The following is an 18,685-nucleotide window of genomic DNA, read 5'->3' as shown; positions in this document are numbered from 1 at the left end:
ATTAGTCGCGCTCGACTAAAGTCAAGATATCGTAGGTTGCAACTAACTCATCACGTTGATTCTTCACTTTAATATCCCAGACCACCACGCCATGCGGTTTTTGCGTTGGGTCTTTTAAGATTTTAGGAGTCTTTTGCTTACAGGTCAGTTCAACTTGAATCGTATCGCCAATTTTTACTGGCTCTACAAAACGTAAGTTGTCCATGCCATAGTTCGCAATTACTGGCCCGACCGCTGCATCAACAAATAAACCTGCGGCAGCAGATACCACAAAGTAGCCATGTGCTACACGTTCACCAAACAACGATTCAGCCGCGCCAATTTTATCCATATGTGCATAGAAATAGTCGCCACTTAAACCCGCAAAGCTGACAATATCGGCTTCGGTAATGCTACGACGTGCCGTGAGTAAACGTTCACCAATGCGTAATTCATCAAAGGATTTTTTAAATGGATGCACACGATCAGCAAAGAATTCAGCGCCTGCAGTCCAGCTATGACCGACTTGGGTTAAAGCATTTGGCGAGCCTTGAATTGCAGTGCGCTGCATATAATGTTTGACTGCACGTAAGCCGCCGAGTTCTTCACCACCACCGGCACGACCCGGACCACCATGCACTAAATAAGGTAATGGCGAACCGTGACCGGTACTTTCTTTAGCACTTTGCTCATCTAAAATGTGCACACGACCATGCCATGGTGCAATCGCGGCCAATAAGGCTTCGATTTGACTGTCTGTATTACGCACAATAGAAGCGACTAAGCTGCCTTCACCACGTGCCACTAAATCAGCAAGCTCATCGAGATTTTGGTATGGCATTAAGGTACACACTGGGCCAAAGGCTTCAGTATTATGTACTACATCCGCTTGGCTTGGTTGGTCGCAACGCAATAGCGCAGGTGGATAGAATGCACCTTGCTGTGGTTGTGCGGCATCAATGCTAAAGTCTTGACGTAAATGACTACCAAACACCACTTGGGCTTGGCTGGCAAGTTGCGCAACTTTTTCAGTCACATCTTGTTTTTGTTTTAGGCTGGCAAGCGCGCCCATGGTCACGCCTTCACGTGCAGGATCACCCACCACCACTTTAGCAAGTTTGGCAATCAAGCGTTCTTGTACAGTATCAATGAGATTTTGTGGTACAAAAGCACGACGAATGGCAGTACATTTTTGCCCAGCTTTGGTGGTCATTTCGCGGAATACTTCACGTACAAAAAGGTCAATTGTCGTGTCGTTGGCATCTTCGACTAAGATCGCGCTATTAACGGAATCGGCTTCCATGGTAAATGCAATCGAATGAAGATTTAAATGCGGATGCTGACGTAAACTTTGACCTGTCGCGGCAGAGCCAGTAAAGGTAATGGTATCTTGTGGGCCTAAATGCTCAAATAAATCATAAGTTTGACCGCAAATTAGCTGTAGAGCACCTTCAGGCAATAAGTTGCTGGCTAAAATGTCACGTACTACCGCATGCGTTAGCTCAGCACCTTCGGTGGCAGGTTTCACAATACACGGCACGCCAGCCAACAAGGTTGGTGCAATTTTCTCTAACATACCCCAAATTGGAAAGTTAAAGGCATCAATATGCACAGCTACGCCTGCTTTTGGGGTTAAAATGTGCTTGGCACCAAAGTTCCCTTGTTTGGACAATGGCAACCATGCATCTTCTACCCAAATTTTTTCATCGCTTAGTTCACGGCGTACCAAACTTGAATAGGCAAATAAAGTGCCAATCCCGCCCTCAATATCAATCCATGCATCTTTACGGGTTACACCAGTTGCATAAGCCAACTGGTAATAGTCTTCCTTACGTTCCATCAAATATTGCGCGATATTTTTTAAGGCATTGGCACGTTCATGGAAAGTGAGGTTCGCTAAAGCACGGCCTTTTTGTTTGGCATATTGCACAATTTTTTGCGTATCAATGCCGTGACTGCTCACTTCATAGATCCGTTGACCGCTAATGGCATGATACACCGGGCGTAGACTTTGTGTAGCGGTGTACTGTTCACCATAGACCAACGAACTTAAAACTTTAATTGACTCTTGGCTTTCGTGTGTAGCGGGCGTGTCTTGTTGTTGTTCAAGATCAAGCATACGACTGACTCCTTATCCTGTATTCCATAGTTTTGTTTGAATTATTGTGTGCTAATTTGATATTTAAATAACAAAAAGTCAATCATGTTTTTAATTAAATTTTATTTAATGTGAAAAATATAAAAATTAATTTAATAAAAAACAATGTCTTATCAAATTTGATTCATAAAAATTTTATGATACTAATAAAAATGTATTGATTTTAAATGTGTATCGTTTTAATTTAATCGAAACACTTAGGATAAGTGAGGACAATAAGATGACAACCGCAGCCGCGTTATTTGAACAAAAAATACAACAGGACGTTTCCATCGAGCCTAAAGACTGGATGCCAGATGCCTACCGTAAGACCCTCATCCGTCAAATTGGCCAACATGGTCATTCGGAAATTATTGGTATGTTGCCAGAGGGCAACTGGATTACCCGTGCACCAAGCTTAAAGCGTAAGGCGGTGTTGCTGGCCAAAGTCCAAGATGAAGCAGGGCATGGCTTATATCTTTACAGCGCGGCTGAAACCTTGGGTGCTGACCGTGATGACATGATGGATAAGCTGATTAGCGGCAAAATGAAATATTCATCGATTTTTAACTATCCAACGTTAACTTGGGCAGATGTGGCGGCCATTGGTTGGTTAGTGGATGGCGCTGCAATTGTCAACCAAGTGGCGCTGTGCCGTACCTCATATGGTCCTTATGCACGTGCCATGGTGCGAATTTGTAAAGAAGAAAGTTTCCATCAACGTCAAGGTTTTGAAGCCATGATGGCCTTGGCGGCTGGTAGCCCTGAGCAAAAACAAATGGCGCAAGATGCTGTCAATCGTTTCTGGTGGCCGGCATTAATGATGTTTGGTCCTAATGATGACAATTCTCCAAACAGTGCGCAAAGCATGGCTTGGAAAGTTAAACGTTTTAGTAATGACGAATTACGTCAAAAGTTTGTCGATAACACGGTGCCACAAGTGCTACAGCTTGGGCTGACTGTGCCAGATCCTGACTTGAAATGGAATGAAGAAAAGGGTCAATACGAATTTGACGAAATTAACTGGGATGAATTCTTTGCGGTACTGGCAGGCAAGGGCCCATGTAATCACGAACGTATTCAGGCGCGTAAAAAAGCATGGGAAGGTGGTGCTTGGGTACGTGAGTCTGCCGCCGTTTATGCACAAAAGCAGCAACAAGATGCTGCAGCAAAAGTCGCTTAAATTTTTGATGAATAAGGATATACAATCATGAATAACAAAAACAACTGGTCACTTTACGAAGTTTTTGTCCGTAGTAAACAAGGCTTAAGTCACCGTCATGTGGGCAGCTTACGTGCTCCAGATGATGAGATTGCGCTGCAAAATGCCCGTGATGTCTATACCCGTCGTAATGAAGGGATCAGCATCTGGGTAATTAAGTCTGAATTGATTACTTCATCTCAACCTGATGAGAAAACTGAATTTTTTGATCCGTCATTAGACAAAGTTTATCGTCATCCAACCTTCTATACCATCCCAGATGGCATTGAGCATATGTAAGGGAGAATGATGATGACAAATGCAACACTGGCACAATTTTTACTGCATGTTGGCGATAGTCAACTGATTTTATCGCATCGTTTGGCAGAGTGGTGTGGGCATGCACCTGAACTAGAGCTTGATATTGCGCTTGCCAATATTGGTTTAGATTTATTAGGTCAAGCGCGTAATGCTTTGACTTTGGCGGGTGAGCTCGAAGGTTTGGGTCGTGATGAAGATCAATTGGCGTATTTCCGTCATGAACGTGACTACCGTAACTTATTGCTGACTGAACAACCCAATGGTGATTTTGCGCAAACCATCGTACGTCAATGGTTAATGGATCATTATCATAGCATTTTATTAAATGCGTTAACTGCAAGTAAGCATGCTGAAGTGGCTGCATTTGCAGTGAAATCACTTAAAGAAGCCAAATATCATGTGCGTTTTTCAAGTGCTTGGATGGAGCGCTTAAGTTTAGGCACTCAACTTGCTCATGAAAAAGTACAAGCGGCGCTGGATGAACTGTGGCGTTTTACTGAAGAGTTGTTCAGCACAACTCAAGATGAGCAAGCCTTAATTGAGCAAGGTATTTTGCCAAATTTAAGTAGCTTAAAAACCTTATGGACAGAAACAGTATTGAATGATGTCGAACGTTTAGGGTTAACAGTGCCTGCTTTAGGTGCTTATCGTAATGGAGCCAAACAAGGCTTACATACTGAGCATTTAGGTTACATTTTAGCAGAGTTGCAATATATGCAACGTAGTTACCCAAATATGGTTTGGTAAATCGCAATCACAGGGAGTGAGACGCATGAATTTAATTAAACACTGTACCGATCAATGCTGGGACGTTTTAGCCAACGTTGCCGATCCCGAAATTCCAGTGCTGTCGATTTTAGATTTAGGCATGGTACGTGGGATAGATTTAGATGCAGATGAACAGATTATTGTGCGTCTGACGCCAACCTATAGTGGTTGTCCTGCAACAGACTTACTCAAAAGCCAAATTGTTGAAGCACTCAATGCTGCAGGCTTTGCCCCAGTGAAGGTTGTGATTGATTTATCGGAAGCTTGGAGCACCGATTGGATGTCTGAGCAGGGCAAAGATAAATTGCGTGCTTATGGGATTGCCCCCCCAGTCGGCGAAGCCAAAACTTGTGGCAGTCATGTGGCGTTAGGCGCTGGCATCCAATGCCCACATTGCCAAAGTACCCAGACCCAATTACTCAGTGAATTTAGTTCGACCGCATGCAAAGCCTTGTATCGTTGCCAGAGCTGCTTAGAACCCTTTGACTATTTTAAATGTATCTAACATTGAAATAGATCCAACAATAAATACAGTCAAAGTTAAAAAAATAGGGAGATTTTTATGAGCCAATTCGTACCTTTAGTGGTTAAATCTGTAACACCACAAACCGATAGTGCCATTTGTATTGCATTTGATTTACAAGATAATTTAGCCGAGCAGTTTCAATATCAACCGGGTCAGCATTTAACCATTCGTCATGTGCATCAAGGTGAAGAGCTGCGTCGTTGCTATTCTATTTGTAGCTATGGTCAAGATGAAGACATCAGTATTGCCATTAAAAAGATCCCTGAAGGTATTTTTTCCACTTGGGCCAATGAGCAGGTCAAAGTGGGTGATGTGTTAGAAGTGATGCCACCACAAGGGGTATTTTTCCAAAAAGCGGCCAAAGTGGGCGGTAAACGTTATTTAGCTTTTGCTGCGGGGAGTGGTATTACCCCGATTTTATCGATTGTGAAGTCAGTGTTACAACGTGAACAAGATGCAGAATTTACTTTGGTGTATGGTAATCGCTCTTGGAAGCAAACCATGTTTGCTGAGCAAATCATGGATTTAAAAGACCGTTATAAAACCCGTTTCCAACTGATTAATGTATTCTCGCGGGAAATGAATGATAGTGCCTTGTTTAATGGTCGCATTAATGCAGAAAAACTAGAACAATTATTCCAAGCCGATTTACTCGATCAACGTTTTGATCACTGCTTTGCCTGTGGGCCAGAAGACATGATGCAAGCGGTGGAAGAAATTTTGCCAAACTATGGCATTGCACGTGAAAAAATTCATACCGAACGCTTTAATACCGGCACAACCAAGGTCAGCCAAGAACAAATCGAACTACGTAGCGAAGAAAAAGTCCATGTGATCTTAGACGGCCGTGAATTGGTGGTTGAAGTCTCAAAACAAGATGACAGTATTTTAGATGCCGCGTTGCGTGCCGGTGCCGATTTACCCTACGCGTGTAAAGGCGGTGTCTGTGCGACTTGTAAATGTAAAGTGTTACAAGGTGAAGTCGAAATGGCGATTAACTACAGCTTAGAGCAAGATGAAATTGCCAACGGCTATGTCTTAAGTTGCCAAGCACGACCGCTAACTAATGACGTACGTTTAAGTTTTGACGAATAAGGGAGCTGCGTATGCTGATCAAGACCCAAATCGTCAAAGCGGGCGTATTGTTAATCGAACTTAATCGTCCTGAAAAACGTAATGCGCTCAATAATGCCACTCTAACGGCGATTGCTGACGCGTTACAAGAAGCCGAACACAATGCTGAGATTCGCACGGTGGTGCTGACAGGCAATAGCAGCTGTTTTGCCGCAGGTGCCGATCTTAATGAACTGGCTGCATTAGATGTGGTCAGCATTCAACAAGATCCACGTCCAAGCTTATGGAAACGCATTGACGAATTTTCTAAGCCTTTGATTATGGCGGTAAATGGTTATGCCTTTGGGGCAGGGTTCGAATTAGCATTGCATGCCGATATTGTGCTCTGTGGTGATAATGCGCAATTTGCCTTGCCTGAAATTAGCTTAGGGATGTTGCCGGGCGCAGGTGGTACGCAGCGTTTAGCACGCTTGGTAGGTCAGCAGCTTACTATGCGCTGGGCCATGACAGGTACGCCAATTTCAGCACAAACTGCCTTACAACACGGCATCACCAGTCAAATTTGTCCAAAAGATTTAACGGTGCAATATGCAATTGAATTGGCAGAGAAAATTGCCAAGCAAGCGCCGCTTGCCATTCGTGTGATTAAACAATCATTAAAAACAGTGCATGAAGTGAGCTTAAGCCAAGGTCTCAAACTCGAACGCCAACATTTCGTTTGGCTGGCTGCCACCCAAGATCGCCAAGAAGGCATTCATGCATTTTTAGAAAAACGCCAACCGCAATTTAGAGGTGTGTAATGGACTATCAAACAATTATTGTCAAACAACAAAACGGTGTTGGCTATTTAACTTTAAACCGTCCGCAGCAACTGAATAGCTTTAATGAGCTGATGCATCAAGAAGTGGCAAAAACTTTAAAAGCATGGGCTAAAGATCCTGAAATCCGTGCTGTGGTGTTGTCTGGTTCAGGTCGTGGTTTTTGTGCCGGTCAAGATTTAAACGACCGTGTGGTAGATCCGAATGCTGCTGCACCTGATTTAGGTCTATCGATTGAAAAATATTACAACCCGATGATTCAAACCATTACCGAAATGCCAAAACCTGTAATTTGTGCGGTCAATGGTGTGGCTGCGGGTGCCGGTGCCAATATTGCGCTTGCGTGCGATATTGTCATTGCGGCAGAATCTGCATGCTTTATTCAAGCCTTTTGTCGTTTAGGTTTGGTGCCAGATTCAGGTGGCACATGGTTCTTACCGCGTTTGGTGGGGCGTGCACAGGCGATGGGCTTGGCATTATTGGGCGATAAAGTCTCTGCGCAGCAAGCCAAAGACTATGGCATGATTTGGCAAGTGGTGGCGGATGATCAACTGACGCTTGAAGCAGAAAAACTGGCGGAACATTTAGCCAAGCAACCGACCTATGGTTTATCGTTAATTAAAAAAGCTATTCATGCCGCTTATGACAATGACCTCAGTGAGCAGCTGATTTTAGAACGTGATTTACAGCGTTTGGCCGGTCGTTCAGAAGATTATCGTGAAGGTGTGCAAGCCTTTATGCAAAAACGTCCACCGCAATATAAAGGCTGCTAACGATGCGTGATTTATTTCAAGCTAAAGTCGCCGTGATTGGCGCAGGGACCATGGGGATTGGTATTGCCCAACTGGCAGCCAGCTATGGTCATTCGACTTATCTGTATGATGTGGATGCCACACGTACTCAAGCGGCATTAGACGGTTTAAAACAGCAATTGGCTGCGCGTGTGGCTAAAGGCAAACTGACGCAAGCCGATTATGATGCGACTCTGGCCAATTTAACTGTAGTAGAAAAAATCGAACAACTGGCAGATCGTGATCTGGTGATTGAAGCGATTGTCGAAAAACTCGAAGTTAAACAAGCTCTATTTGCGCAATTGGCCAGTATTTGTAATCCAAACAGCATCTTTGCCTCAAATACTTCATCAATTTCGATTACTGCAATTGCCGCGAAAGTACCACAGCCCGAGCGTGTGATTGGTTTGCATTTCTTTAATCCTGCACCCGTCATGAAGTTGGTCGAGATTATTTGTGGCTTACAAACCAATACTGAACTTGCCGATTCATTACATGCTTTAATGCAGAGATGGAAAAAAGTACCTGTTCGTGCCAAATCCACCCCAGGTTTTATTGTCAATCGTGTGGCACGTCCATTTTATGCCGAAGGTCTACGTGCCTTACAAGAACATATCACATGTCCAGAAGTGCTCGATTACGTATTACGTGAATGTGGTGGTTTTGCCATGGGGCCATGTCAGTTGACTGACCTGATTGGGCAAGACGTTAATTTCTCTGTCACACAAAGTGTGTATCGTGCCTTTTATGATGAACCACGCTACCGTCCATCTTTGGTGCAACAAGAACTCGTTGATGCCGGTTTCTTGGGGCGTAAAACGGGTCAGGGTTTCTATACTTACCAAGATGGTAAAGTGACGCCGCAGTATCTGCCTGAAACACTCAATAGCATTACACCGCAGCAGATTCAAGTGCAAGGCACATGGTCGGCACAGCCTGAATTTATGGCGCGTTTAAAACACAGCAGCCTCAAGCTTGAGTTAAACCCAGCCCAGCAAGATATGATTGTTGTGGATGATATTCAGATCACGCTAGCTGATGGTTCAAGTCTAGATTTAAATATCGATGGGCAAAAACGCGTCTTTATGGATTGGCATCATGCTTGGGACAAGGCTCAAGCCATTGCACTGAGTGCTTATGGGTGTGATGAAAGTGATTTTGCGAAAGTGAATGCATTATTTTTAAGTCTCAATGTGACACCGATTTGGCTAAAAGATCATGCTGGTCTATTATGCCTACGCAGCATTGCCTGTTTAGTCAATGAAGCCTGTGAAACTGTCTTACACGGCGTAGCGACCGAACAAGATATTGATTTGGCAATGAAATATGGTGTGAACTACCCAATGGGTCCATTTGCATGGGCAGAAAAAATTTCATATAACACTATTTTAAAAACTTTGGAAAATGTGTATCGTATCTATGCGGAAGAAAAATATCGACCAAGTCTATATTTACGCAAGAAAGCGGCATTAGAAAATGCACAACAACAAAAATTAATGGATTATCGCCAAGCTGGCTAAAACAGGATGTAAAGTATGCAAGATGTATATGTATGTGACATGATTCGTACCCCAATTGGTCGTTATGCTGGCGGCTTAAGCACTATTCGTACCGACGACTTGGCAGCGTTACCGATCCAATATTTAAAAAACAAGCATCCGAATTTACCATGGCAACACCTCGATGAAGTGATTTTAGGTTGTGCCAACCAAGCGGGTGAAGATAACCGCAATGTGGCACGTATGGCAAGTTTACTTGCGGGTTTAGGTGAAGATGTACCTGCGATTACTGTGAACCGCCTATGTGCTTCAGGTTTAGATGCGGTGGGCTTGGGTGCACGTGCCATTAAAGCGGGTGAAGCACAGTTTATTTTAGCTGGTGGTGTAGAAAGCATGAGCCGTGCGCCATTTGTGCAATCTAAACCAACTGCTGCGTTTAGTCGTACCCCAGAAATTTTTGATACCACGATTGGCTGGCGTTTTATCAACCCAAAATTTAAACAGCAATTTGGCACCGACAGCATGCCAGAAACCGCTGAAAACGTAGCAGCAAAATACAACATTAGCCGTGAAGATCAGGATTTATTTGCTTATCGTAGCCAACAAAAAGTGGCTAAAGCACAGCAAAACAATATTTTTGCTGAAGAAATTATGCCCGTTGAAATTATTCAACGTAAAAAGACGTTATTAGTTGAACAAGATGAGCACCCACGTGCTGACACGACACTTGATGATTTAGCAGCGTTAAAAACCCCATTCAAAAAAGAAGGCGGTTCGGTGACTGCGGGCAATGCATCAGGTGTCAATGATGGTGCGGCTTGTGTACTACTTGCTAATGCTGAATTTGCGCAAGCCCATGGCTTAGATCGGGTGGCGCGTGTGGTGGGCATTGCCAGTGCAGGTGTAGAAGCCAAATATATGGGTATTGGCCCGGTACCTGCCATTCAAAAAGTTTTAAAGCAAACGGGCTTAAGTTTAGAGCAAATGGATGTCATTGAGCTGAATGAAGCCTTTGCTGCCCAAGCCTTAGCCGTAACGCGTGAACTGGGCCTTAGCGATGACGATGCGCGTGTCAATCCAAATGGTGGTGCAATTGCACTGGGTCATCCACTAGGGATGAGTGGTACACGTTTAGTGATTACCGCAGCCAAAGAGCTTAAACGCCGTAATGGTCAATATGCACTATGTAGTATGTGTGTGGGCGTGGGCCAAGGTGTGGCTTTAATTTTAGAAAACGTCTAAACAAAAAATTGTAATAACAATAAGCGCTGTCAGGATGATGGCAACAAGGAGTACAGCATGAATATGAATGCGATCGAAGCGATTGAACGCGCGTCTATTGACGAATTACGCAATCTACAATTACAACGCATGCAAAAAACCTTACAGCATGCCTATGACAACAGTACCGTCTATAAACAAAAATTTGATGCCGCAGGTGTGCATCCAAGTGATTTAAAAAGTCTTGAAGATTTGGCTAAATTTCCGTTTACCACCAAACAAGATTTACGTGACAATTATCCATTTGGTATGTTTGCCGTTCCGCAAGAACAAATCGTGCGTGTGCATGCTTCATCGGGTACTACAGGTCAACCGACGGTAGTGGGTTATACCCAAAATGACATTAACGTCTGGTCGGATGTGGTGGCGCGTTCCCTACGTGCAGCGGGCTTAAGTTCTAAAGATACCATTCAAGTCTCTTATGGTTATGGCTTATTTACCGGTGGCTTAGGTGCACATTATGGCGTTGAGCGTCTAGGTGCCACGGTCATTCCGATGTCTGGTGGGCAAACCGACAAACAAGCACAACTGATTCATGACTTTAAACCAACAGCATTGATGGTTACACCATCGTATTGCTTAAACATCATTGAAGCGTTAGAGCGTAAATTTGGTAGCGCCAAAGATTGCTCAATTCGTACCGGGGTGTTTGGTGCTGAGCCATGGACTAATGAAATGCGTAAAGAGATTGAAGAGCGCCTGGGCATTAACGCACTTGATATCTATGGCTTATCTGAGGTGATGGGGCCGGGTGTTGCGATGGAATGTCTAGAAAGTAAAGATGGCCCAACCATTTGGGAAGATCATTTCTACCCTGAAATCATCCATCCTGAAACGGGTGAAGTCTTGCCAGATGGGGAGTTGGGTGAATTAGTCTTTACCACCATTACCAAAGAAGGCATGCCAGTGATTCGCTACCGTACCCGCGATTTAACCCGCTTGTTGCCAGGAACCGCACGCCCAATGCGTCGCATGGATAAAATTGTTGGTCGTAGTGATGATATGATGATTATTCGTGGCGTGAACGTGTTTCCTTCACAAATCGAAGAGCAAATTCTACATATTCCACAACTTGAGCCGAACTACCAAATTCAAATTTGCAAACAAGGCCATCTTGATACGCTGCATATTCGTACCGAAATGCGCCGTGATGGCAGTGGCGTTCAAGCGCAGCAATTGGCACAGCAACTCAAAGCACAAATCAAAACCATGGTCGGTATTACCGTATCGGTTGAAGTATTACCTGAGGGCAGCCTACCGCGTTCTGAAGGGAAAGCTCAACGCGTGATCGATATCCGAAAGTCGGCTTAAACAAATGGGGCAATTTATCGTAAGATAATTGTCCCCAGCATAAATTCGAGATATACAGTGACCAATAATAAATTAAAACAGGCGATTGATGATTTCATTACACATGAATCACTCAGCGGTACCTCACTGATTATGACGGTTTTTGGTGATAGTGTTTATCACCGTGGTGGGGTGATGAGCCTGGCCAGTTTAATTCAACTGATGGAGGTTTTTGGCCTCAATGAACGTTCGGTACGTACTGCAGTCTTTCGTTTGGTACAAAATGGCTGGTTGATTTCTGAAAAAATAGGCCGTACCAGCTATTACCGTATTACTGAAAGCAGTCGACAACGTTTTATCATGGCTGATCAAAAAATTTATAGCTTTGAACAACGTGAATGGGATCAAAAGTGGGATTTGGTCTTATTAAGCTCGGTTGAACTTGAAAATAAAGTGCTGTTAAAACGTGAGCTCGAATGGTTGGGTTTTGCCAATATTGCCACCAACGTCATGGCTTATCCGGGCTGTGATCATTTAAAACTACAAAATTTGTTGTTGAATTTAAGCATGACGGATCAAGTGGTTTTATTTAAGGCTGAAACTTTAGCCTTATGGCAAGAATCTTATCCAACCGTAAAACGGATGGTGGCCATCAATTGGCCGATTGAAAGCTTACAGCAGCGTTATCAAAAATTTATTCAAGATTTCCGCAGCTTCTTTAGTTATTTAGAGAACGAAGAAGACATTGATCCAATTCAAGCTTTTCAGGTGCGGATTTTACTCATTCATCAATACCGTCGGATTTTACTGAAAGATCCCAATTTACCCCTAGAGCTGCTGCCACTGGATTGGCCAGCCTTAACTGCGCGTAATTTAAGCAGTAATACTTATCAAACCGTATATGCTGCCGCAGATGAATTTTTCTTAGAACATGCGCGTACCGCAGACGGTAATATGCCGCCTGTACATCCACAATTTTACAAACGTTTTGGCGGTTTAAAACAAGAACTGATTGCCGACTAAAACCTTGCCACTTTAAAGGAGTAAAGTGATGCCTTGTTATGCCATTGATGGAGTGATTCCTGTGGTCAGTCCACAGGCCTATGTTCATCCAACTGCAGTTTTAATTGGTGATGTCATCATTGAGGAAGGCGTGTATATTGGCCCCAATGCCTGTTTACGTGCCGATTTTGGGCGCATTCATATTGAAAAAAATGCCAACGTACAAGACAACTGTGTCATTCATGGTTTTCCCAATAGTATCACGCGCGTAGCAGAATACGGCCACATTGGTCACGGCGCGATTTTACATGGCTGCCAAATTGGCAAAAATGTGTTGGTGGGTATGAACAGTGTGATTTTGGATGAAGCTGCCATTGCTGAAAATTGTATTGTAGGTGCCAACAGTACCGTCAAAGCCAAAGCCAATATTGCACCAAACCAATTGGTGGTGGGCAGTCCTGCGCGCGCAATCCGTGAACTCGATGCTAAAGAAATTGCTTGGAAAAGCAAAGGCACAGACGAATATATCCGTTTAGCTCAGCGCTGTTTAGACAGCTTACATGAGGTTGAACCTTTGTCTCAAGATGACCCGCAGCGCTTAACCTATGCCGTATTTCATGCCGATTATCAAATTAAAGCGGAGTTGAAAAAATCCTCTTAAAAGTAAACCGTTAAGCAGCTTAGGCTGCTTTTTTTATAGATTAATATTGATCTATGAGGTGAATTTAACCATCACAAGGTCACAGGGATGATGGGGCGAATACAATGTGGCCAAACCTACATCAATTTTTTTGCAAAAAAAATCATAAAAATATATTTCTAAATTTATGCTATTCATGCAGAAAAATAATATTTTTCAATCCTTTGTAAATCACGTTACATAAGCTCAATTGTTTATGCATAGATCGTTCTTGCCTAGAACCATTTAACACATAGATCCAAATTGAGATAGATAAATGAAAAAATTGACTTGGAGTTGCGCTTTAGCCAGCAGCTTATTTTTATGGGGGTGTGATCAAAATAAAGCAGATCCCTCTGACGCCACAACCGCACAAAGTGCAGCTAAGGTGGTCAAATTGATTGGTAAAGATAATCCGCCGTATTCTGATTTAGCTGAATTTGCCCAGCAACAGCTCAAAAAGGAAAATATTGATTTACAAATTCAATATGTTAACGACTCATTAATGCCAAATCGAGTAGTCGATGCCAAAGAAGCCGACTTAAACTTCTTTCAACATAAAAGTTATTTAGACTCAGCTGCTCATTTAAATCAATGGGACCTCAAGGTCGTCTCTTATACCTTTAATACAATTTTTGGTGCTTATTCACCACAGTATTCGTCCATCGCTGCCTTACCTGATCAAGCACGTGTGGTGATTCCATCCGATACAGGCAATAATGGTCGTGCCCTTTTATTACTACAACAAGCCGGTTTGATTCAGCTGAAACCCAATAGTGAAGCTAAAGCCAGTCAAGCCGATATTATTGCTAACCCAAAGCGACTGAAGATTACTGAAGTTGAGCAGCTGATGATTCCATCGGTGTACCGTGATTCAGACTTAACCTTAATTACAGGTGCATATACTGCACATGCAGGGGTGGTGCCTAAAAGAGATGCTTTGGTGACCGAAAAGCCTGACCCTTATTACACTGCAGTGTTAGTGGGCAATGGGGCGTCTATTCAACGTCCAGAAGTACAACGCGTGAAAGAAGTTTTTGAATCTGAAGAAGCCCGCCAATATATTCTCAAAAACTTTAGTGATTATGTGACTTGGCAACGTTAATAACACCAGGTAGTGGGACAAATCGGGCGTTTGCTCTATGTGGCTCAATATAATAATGAAGGAAAATCCTATGAATACGCTCTTGAATGCGATCAATCATGCTGAATTTCAACAAAGTGCATTGTGGCAAGAAGTATTGCAAAAATTACGCGCGGATGCAGTGCTGCGTCAACAACAAGGTGGTCATGCACCATTTGAAAGTATCGCTATTTTAAAAGCGCATAAAATTGGTGCACTGCGTATCCCAGAGCATTTAGGTGGATACGGTCTATCGATTGAGCAACTATTTGAAGTGCTGATTCAAATAAGCGCGATTGATTCTGATGTCACACAAATTTTACGTTCCCATTTTCAATTTGTAGAAGACGTGTTGCGCAGTACAGATCCACGTTTCCAAGAGGTTTGGCTGCAAAAAGTAGCAGAAGGCGCAATTATTGGAAATGCCTTTACAGAGCTAAACAGCATTACCGTAGGCAGTGGTGAATACCAAACCCGTATTCGTGAAGATCAGCAAGGATTGCATTTAAATGGAGAGAAGTTCTTTACCACAGGTACTTTATATGCAGATTATATTTCAGTACGTGTAGGTTCAGAGCAAAGTCGTGCTTATAACGTGGTTATTCCTAAAAATCGTGCTGGCGTAAGCGTGATTGATGACTGGGATGGTATTGGACAGCGTTATACCGCAAGTGGGACCACACGTTTTGAAAACGTGACGGTTTATCCAGAGGAAATTATTCCTGTGGCGAAGGAACAGGTGAGCTTTAAACCATTTACTCAGTTGTATTTACACGCAATTATTGCCGGTATTTTAAAAGCTGTAGAGCAAGATGCAGCACTTGCATTAAAGCAGCGTGGCCGCAGCTTTAGTTTTGCCACTACAGTACAGGCCAGTGAAGATCCTATCTTCTTAGAAAAAATTGGTGAAATCTCTGCCGCGGCATTTATCGCAGAGGCTGCGGTATTACGTGCTGCTGCTCAGCAAGATATTGCCTTTGCCAGCACTCAACAGGGGGTGACAGATTTTGAGCTAAGCCATGCTGCAGCACAAGCTGCCACACAAGCTAAAATTGCCATTGAACCGATTGCACTTAAAGCCGCCACCCAAATTTTTGATGTGGTTGGCGCTTCTGCGACTCGTCGTAGTTTGAGCTTAGACCGTCATTGGCGCAATATTCGCACCCTTGCATCCCATAATCCTGCCAGTTTAAAAGCAGTGGCTTTAGGTAAGCGTCTTGTTCATGGTGAGTATTTACCCAATAATGTGTATTTTTAATGTGGTATAAAATTTGCAAGTATTTGATTGTCCCAATTGTGGAGGTCAATCAAATGCAACATCTATTTAAAATTACACAAATGCGTTTGCTCAGCCCAACCAGCTGTGAGATTTATATGCAAGACAAGACCACCCACTGCCTAAAAGGCTGGTTAGTGGAATGCCAGGCCCATGCGGCCCAGCAATTTTACGAGAAGATCAATCAACTGAGTCAAGCATCCAATCCTTTTCAAGACTTACTCAACTTAAAACAGTTTTATAAAGTTGACGTGATTCGTTAAAAAAAAGACCCCTTAAATGGGGTCTTTTTGTGTCAATCTATGGCTTTTGAATAATTTAGGTGCAATTGCTGACCAATTGGTGGTGAGCCAACAGAGAATTGAGCCGAAAGTGACAAGGCATGCTCCTTGCCAAAAACTAACGCTCAGGCTTTGCCCTAAAATGAGCATCGCAATAAACGCAGCAATGACTGGGCTAAAATAAGAGCTCGCCACCAGTGTAGCTACATTGCCATGCAACATGCCAACATTCCAGGCACCATAACCCAAGCCTAAACTGAATGCAGCGGCAATTAAATAAAATACATTACTGCCTGACCACGGAATGGCGCTCAAATCATGACCTAAAATCAATAATTTAATCCACAATACCAAACTCACCAAACAAAAGAAAAATGCAATTGGATTTTCTTGAGTGCCGTAGCGCCGTGTAAAAGCACAGTAGATTGACCATAGCAAGGCACCGATCAAGGCTAAACCGTAACTCAATGGATTACTCACTGCATTGGCAAATATTTGATCGAAGCTAAAGCCTCCACCACCAAGCTGAATATAGATTAAGCCTGAAATTGAAATACTCATACCCACTAACAGCATCCAATGAAACTTCAGCTGTTTAAAAGCCACCAAAGCCAGCATGGTTAAACTCGGCCATAAATAATTCACTACACTGACTTCAATGGCTTGCTGCGCCGTTTGTGCATAACCAATCGCAAAGGAATAGCACATTTCATACACAACAAATAAGGTACTGCCAACCAGTAAATAAGTTTTAGACATGCGTCTAAAATTAGGTAAACCAAAAATAGCCAACAATAACAGCGTGCTTAAACTATAAATTAGAGTAATTCCCAATTCTGCCCCAAAACGTTCAGTGACTTGGCGAATTAAGCCGAGCATCGCTGCCCACATTAAAATGGCACTAATCCCGCACCAAGTCGCAAAACGTTGAGATAACATGAAAAAATCTCGCGCAAAAATAAGCAATAAAAAAGACCATCTTATTGAGATGGCCCGATTGTGAGGATTTTAGGCGCAATTTTTTCAGCCGTCTATGCGAGTTTCTAGATTGAAGTTATCGGCTTAATTGGATTTATACGTGGCATACTGAGTAGATCATATCAAAATCAACTATCTAGACAATAATGACAGTGAATAAGTAGACTTAAAAAAGCCCAACATTAAGTTAGGCTTTTTCATATCGAGGTTGTATGAGATATAACGCTAGTTAGCGAGATTAGATCTAAGAACTTATCATTGTTGTTTTATGTTCTAGAACCATCTGTTCCCTATGTATTTAGATTAAAAAAAATAATCTTATCCGTACAGAGGAAATTATCTTAAAAATATGTACGTTATAGCTTACAGCACCATGCAGTGATTAAGTTTGATGAAATGGTTTTAATTTGTATTTAAGTGATTGAAATAAATCATAAATTTATGATGGGTGTTTCTAGATCTATTTGTCAGAAATAAGTGATTTTAACTTATACACAAGTTGATAGATTATAAAATACGCACAAGCCTAGTTAGCCAGTGCATTGTTACAGGGCTTGATCGATAAGCATATCCATATCTTCACTTGAGGCTTAGTATTTAACTCCAATCAAGTAAAAAAAATAAACTTAAAATACAGCAGCTTCAACCAAATTAAGTGTTTTGAGATTGGATCAATCTACTATGGCATATTCATTGCTTATTGATAAATGAGCAAGGTCTATCATGATCTAAAACCAAAGACATAGAGCTTATTGAGTAAGGATATTGAATAAGACCATGACGTGAGCTGTATAGGCAGTTGATAGTAACTAAGTACTGCTGTGGCCCAGCGGGTTTAGAACTGTAGATGATAACAACAAAAAATTTAACAAGAGCACAACACATTTTCGCTGCTATTGAAGTAAGTAAACATGAAGGCTGAAGATTTGCCTTAGATTTGAGTAGCTAAGCTGAAATTCGTTGTGATTTGTCATGTGGAGAAAACACGATGCATATCCAAAATTTAAATCATCCCCCAACCGATGTTGTTATTTTAGCGGGTGGTCAGGCACGGCGTATGAATGGGATCAATAAACTGCTACAAAAATTTGATGACCAAATTCAACTGATTAAATTGCATCAATGCTTTAAATCACAGGCCAAACAGGTATGGATCAATAGTCACCGCGATCACTCGATTTACCAAATGCTGGAGCCACATGCCAAAAGTTTTGCTGATGATGAACGGGGGTTTTGGGGGCCAATGATGGGAATGAAAAGTGCATGGTCGCATGTGGAACAGGACTATGTATTATTTGTACCGTGTGATGTTACCTATATTCCTAAACATGTGTTACCACGCTTACATGCTGCATTGGCACGTCATTCAAGTGCCAAAGTTGCTTATGTCGAAATGAATGGTGTGGCGATTTATCCATTTTGTTTAATGCATCGCGATAGTTTATCCATATTACAGTACCATTTGAGTTCAGCACAGCGTAGTTTAAAAGCGTGCTTTCAAGATTTACATGCCCAAGTTGCCAACTTCCACAATCAAAGTCTATTTTTGCACAGCATTAATTCGCTCGATGAGCTACAACAGTACCGTCAATTACAGTATTTACCTAAATAATAAATCACTAATATCTACTTCATGTTTTATTTAAAATAACATCAGTTGA

18 protein-coding genes are annotated in these 18,685 nt (G+C 42.4%); 16 read left to right on the top strand and 2 right to left on the bottom strand.

Going from position 1 to position 18,685, the window contains the following annotated elements; translation table 11 throughout:
- Position 1: 1 nt before the first annotated feature.
- Complete coding sequence (gene paaZ, locus AC5YCI_RS07875; RefSeq protein WP_496175422.1) at positions 2 to 2,098, bottom strand: phenylacetic acid degradation bifunctional protein PaaZ; 2,097 nt, start codon at positions 2,096 to 2,098, stop codon at positions 2 to 4.
- Between the two features lie 259 nt (positions 2,099 to 2,357).
- Between paaZ and paaA the strand changes: the two genes are divergently transcribed.
- From paaA to AC5YCI_RS07800, 15 genes are all read left to right on the top strand, one after another.
- Entirely contained in the window at positions 2,358 to 3,299 is a 942-nt protein-coding gene (gene paaA, locus AC5YCI_RS07870; protein WP_496175421.1) for a 1,2-phenylacetyl-CoA epoxidase subunit PaaA, read from the top strand.
- A gap of 27 nt (positions 3,300 to 3,326) precedes the next feature.
- Positions 3,327 to 3,617: a 1,2-phenylacetyl-CoA epoxidase subunit PaaB gene (paaB, locus tag AC5YCI_RS07865; RefSeq protein WP_496129583.1), complete on the top strand. Its 291-nt coding sequence runs from the start codon at positions 3,327 to 3,329 to the stop codon at positions 3,615 to 3,617.
- A 12-nt stretch (positions 3,618 to 3,629) separates the two neighbouring features.
- The gene (gene paaC, locus AC5YCI_RS07860; RefSeq protein WP_496129582.1) at positions 3,630 to 4,385 is read left to right on the top strand and encodes a 1,2-phenylacetyl-CoA epoxidase subunit PaaC; all 756 of its coding nucleotides are present in this window, start codon (positions 3,630 to 3,632) and stop codon (positions 4,383 to 4,385) included.
- 25 nt (positions 4,386 to 4,410) lie between these two features.
- Positions 4,411 to 4,911 carry a 1,2-phenylacetyl-CoA epoxidase subunit PaaD gene (paaD, locus tag AC5YCI_RS07855; protein ID WP_496129581.1) on the top strand — a complete coding sequence of 167 codons (501 nt, stop codon included), beginning with the start codon at positions 4,411 to 4,413 and terminating at the stop codon, positions 4,909 to 4,911.
- Between the two features lie 57 nt (positions 4,912 to 4,968).
- Entirely contained in the window at positions 4,969 to 6,027 is a 1,059-nt protein-coding gene (paaE, locus tag AC5YCI_RS07850) for a 1,2-phenylacetyl-CoA epoxidase subunit PaaE (RefSeq protein ID WP_496129580.1), read from the top strand.
- Positions 6,028 to 6,032: 5 nt separating this feature from the next.
- Positions 6,033 to 6,806: an enoyl-CoA hydratase-related protein gene (locus tag AC5YCI_RS07845; protein ID WP_496175429.1), complete on the top strand. Its 774-nt coding sequence runs from the start codon at positions 6,033 to 6,035 to the stop codon at positions 6,804 to 6,806.
- The gene (gene paaG, locus AC5YCI_RS07840) at positions 6,806 to 7,597 is read left to right on the top strand and encodes a 2-(1,2-epoxy-1,2-dihydrophenyl)acetyl-CoA isomerase PaaG (protein WP_496175420.1); all 792 of its coding nucleotides are present in this window, start codon (positions 6,806 to 6,808) and stop codon (positions 7,595 to 7,597) included. Before AC5YCI_RS07845 ends, paaG begins: the two co-directional genes overlap by 1 nt.
- 2 nt (positions 7,598 to 7,599) lie before the next feature.
- Positions 7,600 to 9,135 carry a 3-hydroxyacyl-CoA dehydrogenase gene (locus AC5YCI_RS07835; RefSeq protein WP_496175419.1) on the top strand — a complete coding sequence of 512 codons (1,536 nt, stop codon included), beginning with the start codon at positions 7,600 to 7,602 and terminating at the stop codon, positions 9,133 to 9,135.
- A 15-nt stretch (positions 9,136 to 9,150) separates the two neighbouring features.
- Positions 9,151 to 10,356 carry a 3-oxoadipyl-CoA thiolase gene (pcaF, locus tag AC5YCI_RS07830; RefSeq protein ID WP_496175418.1) on the top strand — a complete coding sequence of 402 codons (1,206 nt, stop codon included), beginning with the start codon at positions 9,151 to 9,153 and terminating at the stop codon, positions 10,354 to 10,356.
- A gap of 57 nt (positions 10,357 to 10,413) precedes the next feature.
- Positions 10,414 to 11,706, top strand: a complete 1,293-nt coding sequence (paaK, locus tag AC5YCI_RS07825) for a phenylacetate--CoA ligase PaaK (RefSeq protein ID WP_496129576.1) — start codon at positions 10,414 to 10,416, stop codon at positions 11,704 to 11,706.
- Between the two features lie 57 nt (positions 11,707 to 11,763).
- Positions 11,764 to 12,708, top strand: a complete 945-nt coding sequence (gene paaX / locus AC5YCI_RS07820) for a phenylacetic acid degradation operon negative regulatory protein PaaX (RefSeq protein ID WP_496175417.1) — start codon at positions 11,764 to 11,766, stop codon at positions 12,706 to 12,708.
- Between the two features lie 28 nt (positions 12,709 to 12,736).
- Entirely contained in the window at positions 12,737 to 13,348 is a 612-nt protein-coding gene (locus tag AC5YCI_RS07815; RefSeq protein ID WP_496175416.1) for a gamma carbonic anhydrase family protein, read from the top strand.
- A gap of 295 nt (positions 13,349 to 13,643) precedes the next feature.
- Positions 13,644 to 14,471, top strand: coding sequence for a MetQ/NlpA family ABC transporter substrate-binding protein (locus AC5YCI_RS07810; RefSeq protein ID WP_496175415.1), 828 nt, complete (start codon positions 13,644 to 13,646; stop codon positions 14,469 to 14,471).
- Positions 14,472 to 14,541: 70 nt separating this feature from the next.
- The gene (locus AC5YCI_RS07805; protein WP_496175414.1) at positions 14,542 to 15,747 is read left to right on the top strand and encodes an acyl-CoA dehydrogenase family protein; all 1,206 of its coding nucleotides are present in this window, start codon (positions 14,542 to 14,544) and stop codon (positions 15,745 to 15,747) included.
- 53 nt (positions 15,748 to 15,800) lie between these two features.
- A complete protein-coding gene (locus AC5YCI_RS07800; RefSeq protein ID WP_496129571.1) occupies positions 15,801 to 16,028 on the top strand; it encodes a hypothetical protein in 228 nt (75 codons plus the stop codon).
- Positions 16,029 to 16,040: 12 nt separating this feature from the next.
- Here AC5YCI_RS07800 and yddG read toward each other — a convergent pair whose 3' ends face one another.
- Entirely contained in the window at positions 16,041 to 16,985 is a 945-nt protein-coding gene (yddG, locus tag AC5YCI_RS07795) for an aromatic amino acid DMT transporter YddG (RefSeq protein ID WP_496175413.1), read from the bottom strand.
- 1,027 nt (positions 16,986 to 18,012) lie between these two features.
- On the opposite strand from yddG, the gene mobA reads away from it, so the two are divergent.
- The gene (mobA, locus tag AC5YCI_RS07790) at positions 18,013 to 18,636 is read left to right on the top strand and encodes a molybdenum cofactor guanylyltransferase (RefSeq protein ID WP_496175412.1); all 624 of its coding nucleotides are present in this window, start codon (positions 18,013 to 18,015) and stop codon (positions 18,634 to 18,636) included.
- Positions 18,637 to 18,685 lie beyond the last annotated feature (49 nt).

The organism is Acinetobacter sp. CY17 (assembly GCF_059515825.1).
This window is presented reverse-complemented; position numbering and strand designations above follow the sequence as displayed.